This is a genomic window from Paenibacillus sp. V4I7 (assembly GCF_030817275.1).
Classification (GTDB): domain Bacteria; phylum Bacillota; class Bacilli; order Paenibacillales; family NBRC-103111; genus Paenibacillus_E.
Genome location: NZ_JAUSZD010000002.1, coordinates 2,541,869 through 2,556,348, shown reverse-complemented (window position 1 = coordinate 2,556,348; position 14,480 = coordinate 2,541,869). Strand labels below are relative to the sequence as shown.

General features: G+C 40.0%; 18 protein-coding genes. 5 read left to right on the top strand and 13 right to left on the bottom strand.

Annotation, left to right across the window (positions count from 1 at the left end):
- Window positions 1-23: 23 nt before the first annotated feature.
- From QFZ80_RS12795 to QFZ80_RS12765, 7 genes are all read right to left on the bottom strand, one after another.
- On the bottom strand, window positions 24-554 hold the full coding sequence (locus QFZ80_RS12795) for a hypothetical protein (protein ID WP_307546293.1): 531 nt from the start codon (window positions 552-554) through the stop codon (window positions 24-26).
- 35 nt (window positions 555-589) lie between these two features.
- Window positions 590-2,134, bottom strand: a complete 1,545-nt coding sequence (locus tag QFZ80_RS12790; RefSeq protein ID WP_307546294.1) for an SAM-dependent methyltransferase — start codon at window positions 2,132-2,134, stop codon at window positions 590-592.
- 135 nt (window positions 2,135-2,269) lie between these two features.
- Window positions 2,270-2,941 (bottom strand): DUF2642 domain-containing protein, encoded by a 672-nt coding sequence (locus QFZ80_RS12785; RefSeq protein ID WP_307546295.1) that lies wholly within the window; start codon window positions 2,939-2,941, stop codon window positions 2,270-2,272.
- Between the two features lie 30 nt (window positions 2,942-2,971).
- Complete coding sequence (locus QFZ80_RS12780) at window positions 2,972-4,318, bottom strand: arsenic transporter (protein ID WP_307546296.1); 1,347 nt, start codon at window positions 4,316-4,318, stop codon at window positions 2,972-2,974.
- Between the two features lie 57 nt (window positions 4,319-4,375).
- Window positions 4,376-4,531, bottom strand: a complete 156-nt coding sequence (locus QFZ80_RS12775; protein WP_307546297.1) for a hypothetical protein — start codon at window positions 4,529-4,531, stop codon at window positions 4,376-4,378.
- Between the two features lie 185 nt (window positions 4,532-4,716).
- On the bottom strand, window positions 4,717-5,769 hold the full coding sequence (locus tag QFZ80_RS12770) for a CotH kinase family protein (protein WP_307559192.1): 1,053 nt from the start codon (window positions 5,767-5,769) through the stop codon (window positions 4,717-4,719).
- 66 nt (window positions 5,770-5,835) lie between these two features.
- Window positions 5,836-6,216, bottom strand: a complete 381-nt coding sequence (locus QFZ80_RS12765; RefSeq protein ID WP_307559190.1) for a hypothetical protein — start codon at window positions 6,214-6,216, stop codon at window positions 5,836-5,838.
- 287 nt (window positions 6,217-6,503) lie between these two features.
- Between QFZ80_RS12765 and QFZ80_RS12760 the strand changes: the two genes are divergently transcribed.
- The 3 genes from QFZ80_RS12760 to QFZ80_RS12750 all read left to right on the top strand — a co-directional run bounded on the left by QFZ80_RS12760 (window position 6,504) and on the right by QFZ80_RS12750 (window position 8,220).
- Complete coding sequence (locus QFZ80_RS12760) at window positions 6,504-7,067, top strand: DUF2642 domain-containing protein (RefSeq protein ID WP_307559188.1); 564 nt, start codon at window positions 6,504-6,506, stop codon at window positions 7,065-7,067.
- 167 nt (window positions 7,068-7,234) lie between these two features.
- Entirely contained in the window at window positions 7,235-7,933 is a 699-nt protein-coding gene (locus tag QFZ80_RS12755) for a DUF2642 domain-containing protein (protein WP_307555531.1), read from the top strand.
- 89 nt (window positions 7,934-8,022) lie between these two features.
- Complete coding sequence (locus tag QFZ80_RS12750) at window positions 8,023-8,220, top strand: alpha/beta fold hydrolase (RefSeq protein WP_307546301.1); 198 nt, start codon at window positions 8,023-8,025, stop codon at window positions 8,218-8,220.
- A 200-nt stretch (window positions 8,221-8,420) separates the two neighbouring features.
- Here QFZ80_RS12750 and QFZ80_RS12745 read toward each other — a convergent pair whose 3' ends face one another.
- The 5 genes from QFZ80_RS12745 to QFZ80_RS12725 all read right to left on the bottom strand — a co-directional run bounded on the left by QFZ80_RS12745 (window position 8,421) and on the right by QFZ80_RS12725 (window position 12,245).
- Window positions 8,421-8,579, bottom strand: coding sequence for an aspartyl-phosphate phosphatase Spo0E family protein (locus QFZ80_RS12745; protein WP_307546302.1), 159 nt, complete (start codon window positions 8,577-8,579; stop codon window positions 8,421-8,423).
- A gap of 128 nt (window positions 8,580-8,707) precedes the next feature.
- Window positions 8,708-10,078: a PDZ domain-containing protein gene (locus QFZ80_RS12740; RefSeq protein WP_307546303.1), complete on the bottom strand. Its 1,371-nt coding sequence runs from the start codon at window positions 10,076-10,078 to the stop codon at window positions 8,708-8,710.
- Between the two features lie 159 nt (window positions 10,079-10,237).
- Window positions 10,238-10,999, bottom strand: a complete 762-nt coding sequence (gene hisA, locus QFZ80_RS12735; protein ID WP_307546304.1) for a phosphoribosylformimino-5-aminoimidazole carboxamide ribotide isomerase — start codon at window positions 10,997-10,999, stop codon at window positions 10,238-10,240.
- 448 nt (window positions 11,000-11,447) lie between these two features.
- Window positions 11,448-11,921: a hypothetical protein gene (locus tag QFZ80_RS12730; RefSeq protein ID WP_307546305.1), complete on the bottom strand. Its 474-nt coding sequence runs from the start codon at window positions 11,919-11,921 to the stop codon at window positions 11,448-11,450.
- 15 nt (window positions 11,922-11,936) lie between these two features.
- Window positions 11,937-12,245, bottom strand: coding sequence for a hypothetical protein (locus QFZ80_RS12725; RefSeq protein WP_029198301.1), 309 nt, complete (start codon window positions 12,243-12,245; stop codon window positions 11,937-11,939).
- Window positions 12,246-12,539: 294 nt separating this feature from the next.
- Between QFZ80_RS12725 and QFZ80_RS12720 the strand changes: the two genes are divergently transcribed.
- Entirely contained in the window at window positions 12,540-12,839 is a 300-nt protein-coding gene (locus tag QFZ80_RS12720; protein WP_307546306.1) for a hypothetical protein, read from the top strand.
- A gap of 16 nt (window positions 12,840-12,855) precedes the next feature.
- Here the strand turns inward: QFZ80_RS12720 and QFZ80_RS12715 are convergent, their stop codons facing one another.
- Window positions 12,856-13,371, bottom strand: a complete 516-nt coding sequence (locus QFZ80_RS12715; RefSeq protein ID WP_307546307.1) for a DUF6886 family protein — start codon at window positions 13,369-13,371, stop codon at window positions 12,856-12,858.
- Between the two features lie 139 nt (window positions 13,372-13,510).
- Here QFZ80_RS12715 and QFZ80_RS12710 point away from each other — a divergent pair, with 139 nt between their 5' ends.
- Window positions 13,511-14,170, top strand: a complete 660-nt coding sequence (locus QFZ80_RS12710; RefSeq protein ID WP_307546308.1) for a phosphatase PAP2 family protein — start codon at window positions 13,511-13,513, stop codon at window positions 14,168-14,170.
- Window positions 14,171-14,480: the final 310 nt, after the last annotated feature.

Below are 14,480 nucleotides of genomic sequence, written 5' to 3'. Positions count from 1 at the left end.
CCTTTCTCTTACAAGCGTCTTAGTTATTCACGCACATTTCTAATTTCGTCCATGCTTTTTTTAGCCCTGCTATTGAGCGATTTCTTGTCTTTTAAGTTATATCGATGCAGTTCATGTCCTGGATCAATAATCAATGGTTTTGAAATCATATCTTCTAGAATCTTATAAGTAAGTTGATAGGCTGCATATCTTATTTCTCTAGAAACTGCCTTCTTTGAGGATTTGATGATATCCATCAGTTTTTCGGCATACATAAGTTTAACGATACTATCGGCTCCCATAATATGGCGCGAAGCAAAGGCAATCACATTGTCAAGAATTCGAGAATCCTGATAATATTTGGCTAGTGCCTCTAAGCTTGTGATCGCATCCCAGTCTCTAATTGATAGCTGTTTCGTGTAGTTATCGATCCATTCGTTGTACCAGTCAATTTCAATTTGACTATCTATTTCATATGTCTTATATTCTTCGAAAACACCATCACGATGCATTTGAAAAAAATGCCCGCGATACAAATCGAATAATTCTTTTGCTCTTTGACGTTGCTCCTCCAAGAATCTCACCACTTTTATTGTATATTCTTTGCGAATTATGGAAAAAGTGTCATAAGCGCTAAAGCACCTTCATGTTCGGGTGCTAATTCTAGGGTATTACGAGCAAATTCCTTAGCTGCCGCATCTTCACCGACCTCGTAATAGCAAATGGCCATTTCATAAAGTACCGAAGCGTCATTCCTGTACTCATTGTTGGTCCGTTCGTAGAATAGCAAAGCATCCTTGAACATATCCATTTGATACAATAACATAGCACAGTCCAAAGCTAAGTCACGGTTTAATTCCATTGGATAATATCCATCCCACATCAGAAGTATACCTTGACGAATGTCCGATAATTCTTCTTCCTCACACGCGGGAATAAGATTCGAGATTCGCTTCGCGCTTTGTAGGAACAATTGAGCATCATACCCACCCAAGCGCCAAAAAGCTAAGAGTTGGTTAATTTCCATGAGATCCAAATGTGAATCAAACCATTCTTTGATACTGAAGAAATCATCTGGACCAAAACGCTCAACAAACCGTCGATAAGCTAAGCGAGTATGACCATAACTGTGCGGATTTGGAACCATAAGCATACACCCTATGTTCAAATGGTTATAGGGGTGAGATGTGAATAAGCTCATGGCACCCTTTTGCTCAAAAACATACCCAATGGCATGATAATTGGCTGTCAGGGAAAAGCTGCCATGATGAATCAACTTGGGAGGTTCGTTATATTCCCAGTTCTCAATTCGGTGGTCACCTTTATCCGCAGTAAGCAGGAGAAATCCCTCTTGCGAGAGCAGGCTAAGTCGTTCCAAACATTGCAGACCAACGGCTGGAAAGAGGATATGGGAATCCTCCAGCTTCTGCGCATACAACCCTACAACCTCACGATAAGGGTACGATTCCTGTTCATATTCTTCCGCTCTTCGATAATGATACTCGGGAATGACGTTCTTCAGCATATCCGCAGCACTACGTTTGACATCACCTTCCGGGAAGAGCAATGAAACCATGCATTCATAAATTTTGTTTTCGTCTACATAGAGCAGTTCTTGCGGAATACTGTCAAAAAAGTAATTCGCAATAACCAGCAGAGGCTGCTGCAAGTCACCCATCCTTATTCGATCACCAGATTGCGTCAAATGAAATTCGGTACCCTGCACAGCATCAAATTGTGCAAAGTCCAGAACCCCCTGTTCCACAAAAGGAAGTAAGCTGCGGTGCTGCTGCCAAAAGGCGATATTTTTGAATGCTAGATCACTCATTACATATCGAAATGGAGGAAGTATTATACCTGAGTAATCCCTCAGCTCACATAGTTCCTTTACGATATGATAGGCTAACCTGCCCGAGCCCGCCCCAAGCTCCAGTATCGTCACCGGTTCTGACGTGAAACCAAGCCTCGCTCTATCTTGAAGAAGCCCAAATACGATCTCGGCATAGGCAACCGCAATACTTGGGTTACTAGTTATGTATTGTGGAACATCTTCACTCTGCCATGCACCAATTCCCTGTTCTTCATAATAAGTTCGCTGTAGCTCCCAGATGGGTGCTTCACTGAAACGATAAATCTTCTGATCCCTATGTGTCATCGACTTGAACCTACTTTACTCCATTTTTATGAAAAAACAACTTCCATCTTACCATAAAGTACCTCCTAATCAAAAATAGAAAGACAGTTACCCATTTCAGGTTACTACCTTTCTACTAGGATAAGAAAATTGCTTTCATTTATTAAAGAGAATGCAATTCTTGATATGTTGAATGTTGTAATGCAGCTTTTTCTCATCGGCCGTGATTAGTTCCGCAAATGGAAAGTCCAGCTTCTGCAGCAAGCCAATCTTGTTCGCATGTAAACCTGAGTCAAAACAGACGATTTTCCCTACCAAATCTTTCAGCAATTGTTCAAAAGTATTCGGGAGCAAAGCAAAAGATGGATCAGATGAACTAGAAGTCAATTGACTTCGCACTTGTGAATAAGGAGTCTGATTGTTTTGATATGGACTAATCCATTTTAAATGAAACAAAGGAATGTACATATTCTGATAAAGGGGTGAATGAAACACCAAGTAGTCTTGAGAAATATGTCTCACATAACCGTGGATTGTCTGATTATTAGAAATATAAATTTCTACGAATCGATCGACCGCACTGCTTAAGATTTGGTGGTAGGTGATTTCTCCAGTTTGCAAAGTTAGGTCAGGCGGAGAGTCCGTGATCGACTTGTCTAGGTTTAGTGTGATATTTCTAATATGAGCGATAGGAAGATATAAGTACTTCTTTTCCATGTAAATGACGATGATATCTGGTCCTACATCGATTAGGAAACCAATTTTATCCCCATCCCCAATCAACTCAATCTGTACCATCTTTCCAATATACGTGTTGAAAAACATCATGGTTGATTACCTCCTTATCTCGTATTTATGTTAATAAATCCACTTAACCCAAAAGGCAAGACAAACCAATGTGAATATTAATGCAGGGGGAATTGTTATAAACGTGACCTTGCAATAATCCTTCCAGCTTATTTTCACTTTATGCTGTCTAAGGATATGGAGCCAAATTAGCGAAGCTAGTGTCCCGATAGGCAGAAGTAGAGCCCCAAGATCGCTACCAATTACACTGGCTAAGTAGGTTACTTTTAAAGTTAGTGGGTCTAACTCCATACCTGTTAAAGTTAGTGTTCCTATCATTAAGGCAGGGTGATTGTTTACTAACATAGAAAGAAGTGTGACTAGTGCTCCCATTAGTAAGCTCCCATTTAATAAGTCTCCTGAAACTAATGGTTTAAAGGCACTAACAAGCATATGAGTTAGCCCAATATTATTTAATCCATATATGATAACGTACATCCCAAAGGCAAACGCGAAGATATGCCATGGTGTCTTCTTTACCATATCGACTGGAGATATTTTGAGATATAGCCAGCGCCATGCAAGTAGAACAGTTGAACCTAGCACGGCTACGATACTTACAGGTATACCGTAATAGGAGGCAATAAATAGACTTACCCGAACCATGAATACGAACAGTAATATATTTCTCATGAATTTAGTTCGATCTTTAATGGCTGGCAGTGTGCTTGGAAGTTTAACGTTGTTTAAGGGATGTTTTCTTGGTCCAATCGCGTTTATTGGTAATTTCGTTGGGAGAATACGGTAGAAACAGAGGAATAATAACAATAAAAATACAATTAACCCCAACGTTGATGGGATAAACATCATTAATGTGTGCATATATAAATCCATTCCTACAATTTTGAGCGCAATAAGATTAACAATATTACTAACTCCTATAGGAGCGCTAGAAGCCGTAGCGATTAGAGCACCGGAAAGTAAGTAGGGTATTTTCTGGTGATTTTTTAACCCTAGTTTCTCTAGAACAATGAGTAATATAGGCGTTGTTATCATAATACTGCCATCATTGTTGAAGAATAAAGTCATTAAAAAACAAAGTAGATTAACGTACCAGAATAGACGGATCCCTGATCCTTTGGCTCTAGCCATTAATCCTTCTGCCGCCCATTGGAAGAAACCAAAGCTCTCTAATACAATCGCCATGACGATAGTTGCCATAATCGTGATAGCGGCGTCACTGATGGTATCTGTAATTTGAAGTAAATCAGCCAAAGAAACACTTCCGCTTAGAAGAACAAGGATAGCACCTCCCGTTGCAGGGATCGCTTCGTTCATATCCTTAGGACGCCAAAGAATTAGGATAACAGTCATCACAAAGGCAGCTATCGTAAGGGTTACAGATGCGGAACCAATCATAAATTTTCACCCCGCTTTTAGAAAAAATCATCTTACTGTAATTCTGAGTCCTATGAGTCATACGTCTATTCTCTTGATATAGGCAATTTCCGGTATACTCAGATCTACGGAAGATACATTTTCATAAACGACTTCTTCATTGGGCTGTAAAGGCGGTTTAAGTAAGAAGTAAAGTAGTAACCCTGCAAGCATAATGATAAACATGACGACCATTGTCATCCCCTCCCTTCTACCATCTACCACCATCTATCATTAGTAGATACTAATACTGTATGTATACGGGACCTGTACTCATCTTGCTATAAACGGTTACCCCCTCTTTTAAATGTTCCACTTTTGTCTAGTAAAAGAGGGAATGGAACAACAAAAAAACCAAATGCTATGGAGCATTTGGTTGGCTAAAGCTTTTCCATTTCTTGCTTAATAATTTCCCGCCTTTCCTTAATGTAGTTCATAATTAATTCAGGCTCACCTCTAAATTCCGAATAAGGCCACTTACGATTATGATCATTCAGCATATAAGGGGCTATCGTACCGTGTAAAAATCCAATCATCGGGGATATTTGTTTCCTTGTAAACGATGTGCGAAGAATGGAAGTAAGAATTCGTTTATAACGCAGCCTAATACTCTTGAAACTCATCAGTTTTTCGGTCAAGCGATTGTATCCCTTAATTCGTACCAAATCACTGCCGCATACTTTCCCGTAGCAATTTCTCCCCCAAGTACCTTCGTAATCCCAGGGTATGATGCGATATAATTTGGTAGGCTTATGACGATAGATCGCATAATTTTGATCAAACCCATCAAAGTTTCCGGTGAAAACAGCTCCTGCTAACCATCGCAAATAATTATCAATATCCAAATGGGATTGCAAATATTGAGCTAATGGCTTCCCAGACAGTTTATTGATCTTGGAAATGAATGCGCTCAGCTCTTTTTTTTCGCTGCTTAAGCCTAATATTTGCTCGTACCCTTCAAACATCGTCCTCTTATTCCTTTTTGTTTCCGGGTGAAACAGTTCAAAATTGGCATCATCATCCACAGCATAGAAGAGGGATTGCGCACTAATCTTCCTTTTCCTGAAGAAGTTTTTATCAACAGCTTCTATTTCTAAATAAACCCCCTGACTCTCTCCATTTAGCTTCAATTCAAAATGCTTCGTTTGTGGACTAGGCACACCAATTCGTTGGAAAAATCGAAATGAGAGCGCATTCCGTATCATCGAAGGATCGTCATACTCCGCATTCAGATGGTAAGTCTTTCCCCTGCATACAATTTCATATGATTTCTTCGCATACTCTCGCGTGTGCCCACCCCGATAACGGACCTTAATAGGAATACGTTTCCCTTTACTAATAAGTACACCGTTTACGAATTGCTTACTCCAAACATCTTCATTCAACTTTCTAAGCTGCTGATCCTGGATTACGATATGTCGAGTCGGTATCATGGCACACCGCCTTTTTACATAATAAAAAGCCTATCTATAGTAGATAGACTTTCATTCTAGATTAATTTATTCGTGATTATGAACGATTGCCACGGCTCTTGTTCCCTCTTGTTTTGTCACCACGAGTTTTGTTCCCTCTTGTTTTGTCACCACGAGTTTTGTTCCCTCTTGTTTTGTCACCACGAGTTTTGTTCCCTCTTGTTTTGTCATTTTTTTGGACATTTGTGTTTTCGGTGTTGGTGTCTCTTGTTTTTTGATTTTTTTTGGCATTTGTTTTTTCAGTGTTGGCGCCTCTTGTTTTGTCATTTTTTTGGACGTTGGTTTGTTCGGTGTTGGTGCCTCTTGTTTTGTCACTTTTGTTACCTCTTGTTTTGTCACTTTTGTTACCTCTTGTTTTGTCGCTTTTGTTGCCTTTTGTTTTGTCGCCATTACTTTTGTTAGATACACTAACCTCCATCTTCAAAACCTCCTTATAGTTTATAGTGCAGTCTATGATAGGAGATTCGAATTGGATAGAGATATTGGTTGATATAGAAAAATTAATTATTAGTAGGTTCGTTCTCTTGGTGGAATTATTGCAAAAATAGATTCTAATCTAGTACCTCATATGTAACGGATACATATACTTATATTACAAATGAGCAGCAATGACATTGGTACAGGAGGTGAACACACACTAGTAAACGCTGCTTATATTCAAACTAAACCACATTCCTGAGAGGGGAAATGACAAAATGAGTGTAAACTATTTAGGTTCATTAATTGGTACTGAGGTTAAAATCAATCGCGGAGGTCCTGATTCTATCGTTGGTAGATTACTATCCGTCCATTACGATTATTTAGCAATCCAAATGAAAGATGGCACTATTGTCTACATCCAATCGCAACATATCAAAAGCATTAGTAGTACGAACAGCAATGTTAGCAGAGGTAACAAAAGTAACAGAAGTTACAGAGCTTCTCAACGTTTTGAAAATGCGTATACCTTTGAAGGTCTCTTGGGTCAATTGAGATACACAAATGTTCAAATCAACCGCGGTGGCCCTGAGAAAGTTGAAGGTCTTGTCGTACATTCCGGGGATAACATCTTGCTGCTTGTTGTAAATAATGAAATCATCCGTATTCCAATCTTCCATGTTAAAAGTATTAATGCCGCTAACAAAAATAATAGCAAAGGCAAATCCGACAACAAAGACAACAAAGACAACAAAGACAACAAAGATAACAAAAGCAACAAAGCAACTGCTGCACAAATCGTTGCGATTAAACTTATGTTAAAAAAATACCGCTCTCGTTAAATTTAGTAGAACTTGCTACATGATACCCATATCCTATAACCCCAATCTCGTCGCAGGCGCGCTGATTGCTACGGCATTCAGCGCGCCATTTGGGGTTATTTATGTACTAGTTCATTAAGGATAAAGCATTTCTACTAGATTGAAAGGAGGTGCAAACTGTGGAAACTATGATTAAGCTAATTGATAAGCAAGTAGAGCTATCGTTATCGGGGATCCAACAACCCTTAAAGGGAGTGCTGCTTGAGGTTGGCAGTGATCTTATCGTAATCTTCAATGAATTTCACTTTTACTATATTCCAATCATTCATTTACAATATCTAAAGCTCGATACCTATGCAAGCTCTTCTTCCATTGACCCACCTACGGAATATCCTTTTGATCTTCAGTCTGCCTCAATCTCTTATCGAAAGATGTTGATGAGCGCTAAAGGAATGTTCGTTGAAATATATATTACTGGCAATCAAAGCATACATGGTTACTTGACCCATATAATGAATGATTATTTTGCCTTCCACTCCCCTGTGTTTCATACGATTTTCATTTCGATGAAGCACGTCAAATATGTGATCCCTTACCATCCTAATACGACACCTTACTCGATGAAAATGGAGCATTTTCTCGTCCAACCTTCTCAAGTTACATTTTCACGGACGTTTGATCAACAGTTGAAAAAGCTGGAAAGCCAGTTTGTTGTCCTGGATCTTGGAGAAAACCCGAGCAAAATTGGGGTCCTTCATACAGCAGACCATCCTTTTCTCGAGCTTCATACAGCTACCGGGAAATCGATATTGCATAGTGAGCATGTGAAAACGATTCATTTACCTTCTGTTCGCAAAGGCGACAATTTGGGAGGACGCATTTTCTAACGTTGACGTCCAGTTCGGACGTCTTTTTGCTTTGATGTGGCAAATGGGCCTTCTGGGTATCCTAACCAACCCCCATTTCCCCCTTCCGTATGGCCTTACAACACTCAGGCTCCTTGGGCTACGGATTTGAACATGATTACCGTGAAAGAGTTCAGCCTCTCACTTTTGTTCTAATTCACGGCTCGTGGACGGATGCAAGCTTTTGGTCTGGGATTGCTGCTGAATTACGCAAAAAAGGCCATACCGTCTATGTTCCTGAATACCCAGGACATGGCGCTGACCCTTAAAGAACATTATTTTGGTTGGACATAGCTTCGGAGGCAGTTTAGTGCAAAAAGTAGCCGAGCTTATTCCAGATCGTCTGAAAACCGCATATGTCAAGCCGATTAGGCTTGTACCGATTTATTCAAGTACATGGTGATCATATGTCAACAGCACAATTCGAGCCTAAACTTATTGTACGAAAGCTTTATGAAGCGTCCAGAGACTAACAAGCTATCAGAATTTGATAAGTATTTAATAATTCATCCAACTCAGCAGATAATCGCAATATGAATTCGGACCGAAGCTCGTACATTCTTCCCGCATGGTTAAGCTCACGCCTTTTAGCTTCTATTTTCTTCTCTATTTCAATTAACGGGTCCATTGTGCATGACCTCCAATGAATAGTCTATTATTTATATATTTTATACAAATATTGTTAAGAAAATATAAGTTTTACAAAGTAGACTACGAAAGCGCTGTTGTCGAAGAGACAACATGCGCTTTCGTAGTCTACGTGCAAGTTGGCTGACTTTTTTGCTTTGGATTTTGACGCAACCAGTTCAACATATCGTCAATCGTATGCACAGGGACAATAAGCAGCCCAGGTGCTCCTCGTCTTGCTTCTGACTCATTTAGAGATGGAACAAAGAATACATCGGCATCCGTTCTGCTAACGCTATAGGCTTTCTGCTCTAAGCCTCCAACAGGACCGATCGAACCATCGGGCTCCATGGTACCCGTGCCTGCAACACGATTGCCATAAGTAACACCGCAAGGTGTAAGCTGATCAATCAATGTTAGTGCCAGCACCGCCCCATGCGAGGGTCCCCCCTCATGCAGTAAATAGTTATGATATTTCACCGACTCTGGAATATCATATTGCATCTCATTCGCAACTTGAATGCCGAAGGCAGCACGACTCGGATCGTCCGGATTTGCTCGAGTCTTAACCGAAAGACTAACTGGCTGTCCGCCGCGCAGAACCAACACCTTCACCTGATCCCCGGGCTTGTTCAATTTCATGCGGGCTGTCAGCTCTTGAACTGTTGTAACGCTATAATCGTTTACTTCCTCGATCACATCGCTTAGCTGCATGATGCCGGCGCCAGGGCTATCTTTCAGAATAGCCGTGATGCGAACACCGTGCGAGGTGATCCCCTTGCCCTTACCTACTTTCTGAAACGCAATAGCACTTCCCGCGGCGTTCGCATCCGCCTTCATCGTACGTACTTCTTGGTTGTACTCTCCCAAAGACATACCAAGATTCTTCGGTTCAAATGCATACTTAGCAAAAAACTTCGCATATAGCCAATCGATCGGGAATGCAGGCCGCTCAAAGACGAGCACTCCCGAAATATCTCCATGAACATTTCCCTCATTTGCCTGTGCGTAACGATTCATATTTAAGGTCAATCCTGGGTACGTGACCATGGAATTCGTCGGCCAGAACATCACAAACATGAGTAACAAAGTGGAACCTAACAAAGTTATACTCTGAACAGGTATCTTGCGGCGCATCCGTTCATGGAAAAATAAATCTATAAATACTAATAACCAAGTTATAAGAAAAATACTCACCGAAATTTCAATCTTTTTCGGAATCGATAGTAGGATAATTACACTCACCAAGGAAGCTACGATTACCGCGACATTTCGAACGCGACCCCAAGCATTTCTTTGCGAGAACATATGCCATAGTGCGCCAGCCATCCACATAATAGGAATGAAAGCAAGAGCATAGATCAGTAGATCAATCGCATCTATCCAATAAATCCTTGTACCAAATCGCAAGGGATCTGGCAGCCAAATTAATTCCCCAGTTACAGCTAATATCAGGGCCAAAACCATACCCAAGTAGTAAAGTCTTTGCCAGCGTGCCATCCCTCAAACATCTCCTATTTCACCGAATCATAATTGGACTCCATTCCTTAACACATAACTCTAATAATAACGTTTAATCCTAAGAACAACAATTGGAGTCGATCATCTAATTAAAAATAGCAGACACCCTAATAATAATAAGGTATCTGCTGCTTTTAACTAAATTAACTCGTTCATATATTTCACAACTCCATTATAAGAGAGCTTGCCACCGAAAATGTCTAAGGCACTCCCAATGGTGATATCAAGCTTTCCGCTGGATAATTCTTTGAATAGCTCAATATCCGCGAAGGATCTTGCCCCTCCTGCGTAAGTAGTAGGAATGACAACCCAATCTGCTAACGTACTGACGAGGCTTTGCTGAATCCCGCTTTGTTTGCCCTCTACATCAACAGCATGAATCAGAAACTCATCACAATATTGCTCTAGAAACCGAATATTTTCTTTATTCAATTCAAAGTTACTCAGCTGCTTCCATTGGTTTGTAGCTACGAACCATTTGCCATCCTTCTCTTTACAACTGAGATCTATGACCAAATTGTTTTTTCCTACCTCGGCTACGATTTGTTTCAGATTATCCATATTCAGTTGCCCGTCACGGAAAATATAGGAGGTCACAACGACGTGTGAGGCACCTTGCTCAAGATAATAGCCAGCATTCTCCGCATGAATACCACCGCCAATTTGCAAACCGCTGGGATACTCACGCAGCGCGTTCACTGCTTCATCCTTATTCCCGTCACCGAGCATGATGACATGTCCTCCGAGTAGATGATCCCTTTTGAACATCGCGGCATAATAGGTGGAGTCATACGAGGAAACAAAATTTTCAATGATTTCCTTTCCCTCTGTACTTAATGTCTCACCTACGATTTGTTTAACTTTACCGTTGTGTAAATCGATACAAGGTCTAAATTTCACGAAAATACCCCCACTAGAATCAATTGCTGTTAGATCAATTTTCCATCCATTATAGCACAAATAGCCCTCATATGAGGGTAAGTACAATTAACCTTTAAGTCTCGTTTGTATTTCGGAGCGCAGCGCCGTATTACCGGCGATTTTATTATCCTTCTCATTGCTATGTTGCCTACAATGTCACCTCCATGTTATCGTTATATGGTTAATACTTCCAATCCCGCTTGGAGTTGAACAAATGAATCTTTTGACACTCTTCCCTCACACAGTCATAACTTGTTACTGCAGAGCGGATATGTTTTAGCTTGTGAAGAACTTCCTTTCTACTGTCATACGATGATCTACCTTGTATTCGGTACACTTTTAGCAGCAGCTCCTTATTGGGCAGCATTCCTCATAAAAAGAAAAACCCCATCCGTAGATGAGGTTTTCTTGATTTATACCCTAAGATTTACTTTTTAGTGAATCCTTCTTCTTCCAGATACTCTTGGACCTCTTCATAAGTTTCAAAAGCGCAGTCTAGATTGCTGCCAGCATAGATATACCATAAATCTTCAACGAATGTAACGACCAAGAGATGGCCGTCTTCATCTACCCAATGCTCTTCTGGTTGTTCAGTATCCATCTTCGGAAGCTTCTTGGATGTCTTACCCGTTAAAGAATGAATCGACTTCTCGATAATGTCTCGAAGCTCTTCCGCGCTGAAATCACGGATATTGATTAACCCTTTGTTGTCCGTAGCATATCCTTTGATATATTCAGCGTAAACAAATCCATTTCCGTTTGGGTGCAGGTGATAAACAACGGTCTTCTTATCATAAGCACTATCTTCATAATGAAAATTGATCCGTCCAAGTGATACATTTTTCCGCTCTAACTCGGGAAAAGATTCCACGATAGCTAATTTATCTTCTAAACTAAGCATACAAGCCTCCGTAATTTACTCAATAACCTGAATTTTAAACACGTTCTCCAATTTTCCATCGGATCTTTTTTTCAAAGGTACTTTAATGTCTCTTCCGAGTTCTTTGAAAAAAGTTTCAACATCACACTGTACATTGGAAAGGATAACTTTGAATGAACCGTCTTCGACAATGTTCTGATTAGCTTCTGCAAGAACCTTAACATCTACCGCGTATTTCTTCGTTAACGTGTTGATGTATCGGCTGAAAATTTCAATTAATTCCTCATTGTTAAAATTTTCAATAACCAGTTTTCCCTTGTTCGTAAAATTTAAATGAACGTTCACTTTTAAATGTCCCCTTTTCCTTTAAACCGTTTATTTTCTTGTGGGTAAAACATGCTGACCGTATGGTTCTTCCTCTTTGAAAAGGATCCAATCCCTAGTTGGCAACGTTGGCACTACATCGATCAAATAATGCTTCTCTTCTATTTTACTTGTTTTTATGGGTATGAAGCAATACAAAAGCCAAATTCATTTTTAAAATTAAAAAGAAGCAGGTCATTCCCTGCCTCTTCTTGTCTTATATTGTATAATTATAACACACTTTTATGAATTCTAAGCAAAAAGGATGGAATCCCAATGGCCTTTGGCATAAAAAGAGAAGAACTTCAACGATGGAAGGCTGCCGTTAGCCGCGGCGAAATTGCCTTTTTGACTCATTACTGGCTGGATAATCGCTTTGATGGCATTCGAACCGTCACGAAGGTGGGCTGTTCTGATTTGGATCGGTTATCCAAATGGTGTGTATCCCATGGACTGAACCCGCAGTATATTCACTATAGTCCTTCCTATCCTCACTTCGACCTTTTTGGCCCCATGCAAAAGCGAATATTAGAGCGCGAGAATAAATGGGACCAGATCGAGAGATTCAAACTCTAAAAACTTTGTAAATTTTTTATAACCGCTTCGCATGTTCAAATCGATGAATGCCAAAATCAGTGAGCGTTGAAGCAAGAATGGCTTCTCTGAGTTTAGTTAATCTCGGTGTAAATCTCACTTCAATATTTAATGCCATTAATTGATCTAATAAATGACTAATGGGCTGCATGTCTAAAGGTCTGACCGTTTGCTGAGAAATGAAGTAACCAGCGGTTTCGTCAAACCGTTCAAAGCCTTCCCATGCAAACGTATACCGATACATGGTCGTCTGACTGATCTGTGAATACCAATCGTTCTCCATCACCATGACCGTGTCAGAGGAACTTACTCCAAAAAATTTATGCTCATCCTCTTCACTCATCGATGCCGACCTCTTGTAAACAATGCGCGGACAATTGCGTGGAACGTAAAAAGTAAAAGCATGCTCAGGGTCTATTGCCCATACAACCGGAGGCATATCCGTACGATTTGCCTTTACTCTTGGGATGAATATCTCAATATCAGATTCATGGCTAAAATGATATAATTCCATCGGATCACCTCTTAATGATCCATAATTCTAGAAGCTTAATGAAATACCTTTGTATAACATTAAGTCTCGTTTACATAAATAAACCTTATGCTATACTAATTATTTGTAAACACTAATTTGTATATTTGGAGAACCTACCATGATCCCAAAACTTAAGATTACGTTTGTCCTTATTCTCTGCATCCTCTCACTTATATGCTTCTCCTTAGTTGCTACCCTCATTCAGGGCCAACAGATCGCGCAATTCGATCACCACATGATTACTCTCATTCAAGGAATGGAATCGCCTGGACTCACCTTACTTATGAAAGTAATCACTTCCATTGGTTCAACCTCGATAGTGGTCACACTTGCCCTCTCTGCCATTCTTTTTCTTTATTTTGTTTTGCATCATCGCTATGAACTCATTTTCTTTATCTCCATAGTTGCAGGTACAGCCATTATTAATCATATCCTCAAATTATATTTTGTTCGTCAAAGACCCGACTTGCATAGACTTATACAAGAAACGGGCTACAGCTTTCCAAGCGGACATTCCATGGAAGCCTTCGCGCTTTACGCGTCTCTTGCTTTTCTTCTTTGGCGGCATCTCTCTACGAGAATTGGAAGAAGTATCGTCATCATACTCTGTGTCGTTATGATCATCCTTATTGGTATGAGTCGGATTTATCTTGGGGTTCATTACCCTAGTGATGTCATTGGCGGTTATTTGGCAAGCGGGGTCTATTTCACATTAGGAGTATGGCTTTTTCAATGGCACAAAGAATATCGAGCTTACACTAAGAGGTCAAATTGCTAAGTATTCTTGCTATTTTGCCTCAATCTCGTTTCAAATCGACTTATGAAGACAATCGTATACTCGCCAATTGTTTCTATTTGTTCACGGACAAGCCTTGGAAAGTCTGAATGATGGATATCTAGATTATCATCCAGCTCATTATACCAGGGCAATAAATTCTTTTTGATAATTAACATACGACTTTTCACCTTAGAATTCCACCTTTACAACGCCATATTAAAGTTTATTCGCATCCCGCTGTTTGTGTCCTAGATGAATAAGCCAATTATAGTCGTGTTAATCCCCATTTCTTCTATTTCCTATGTAATAG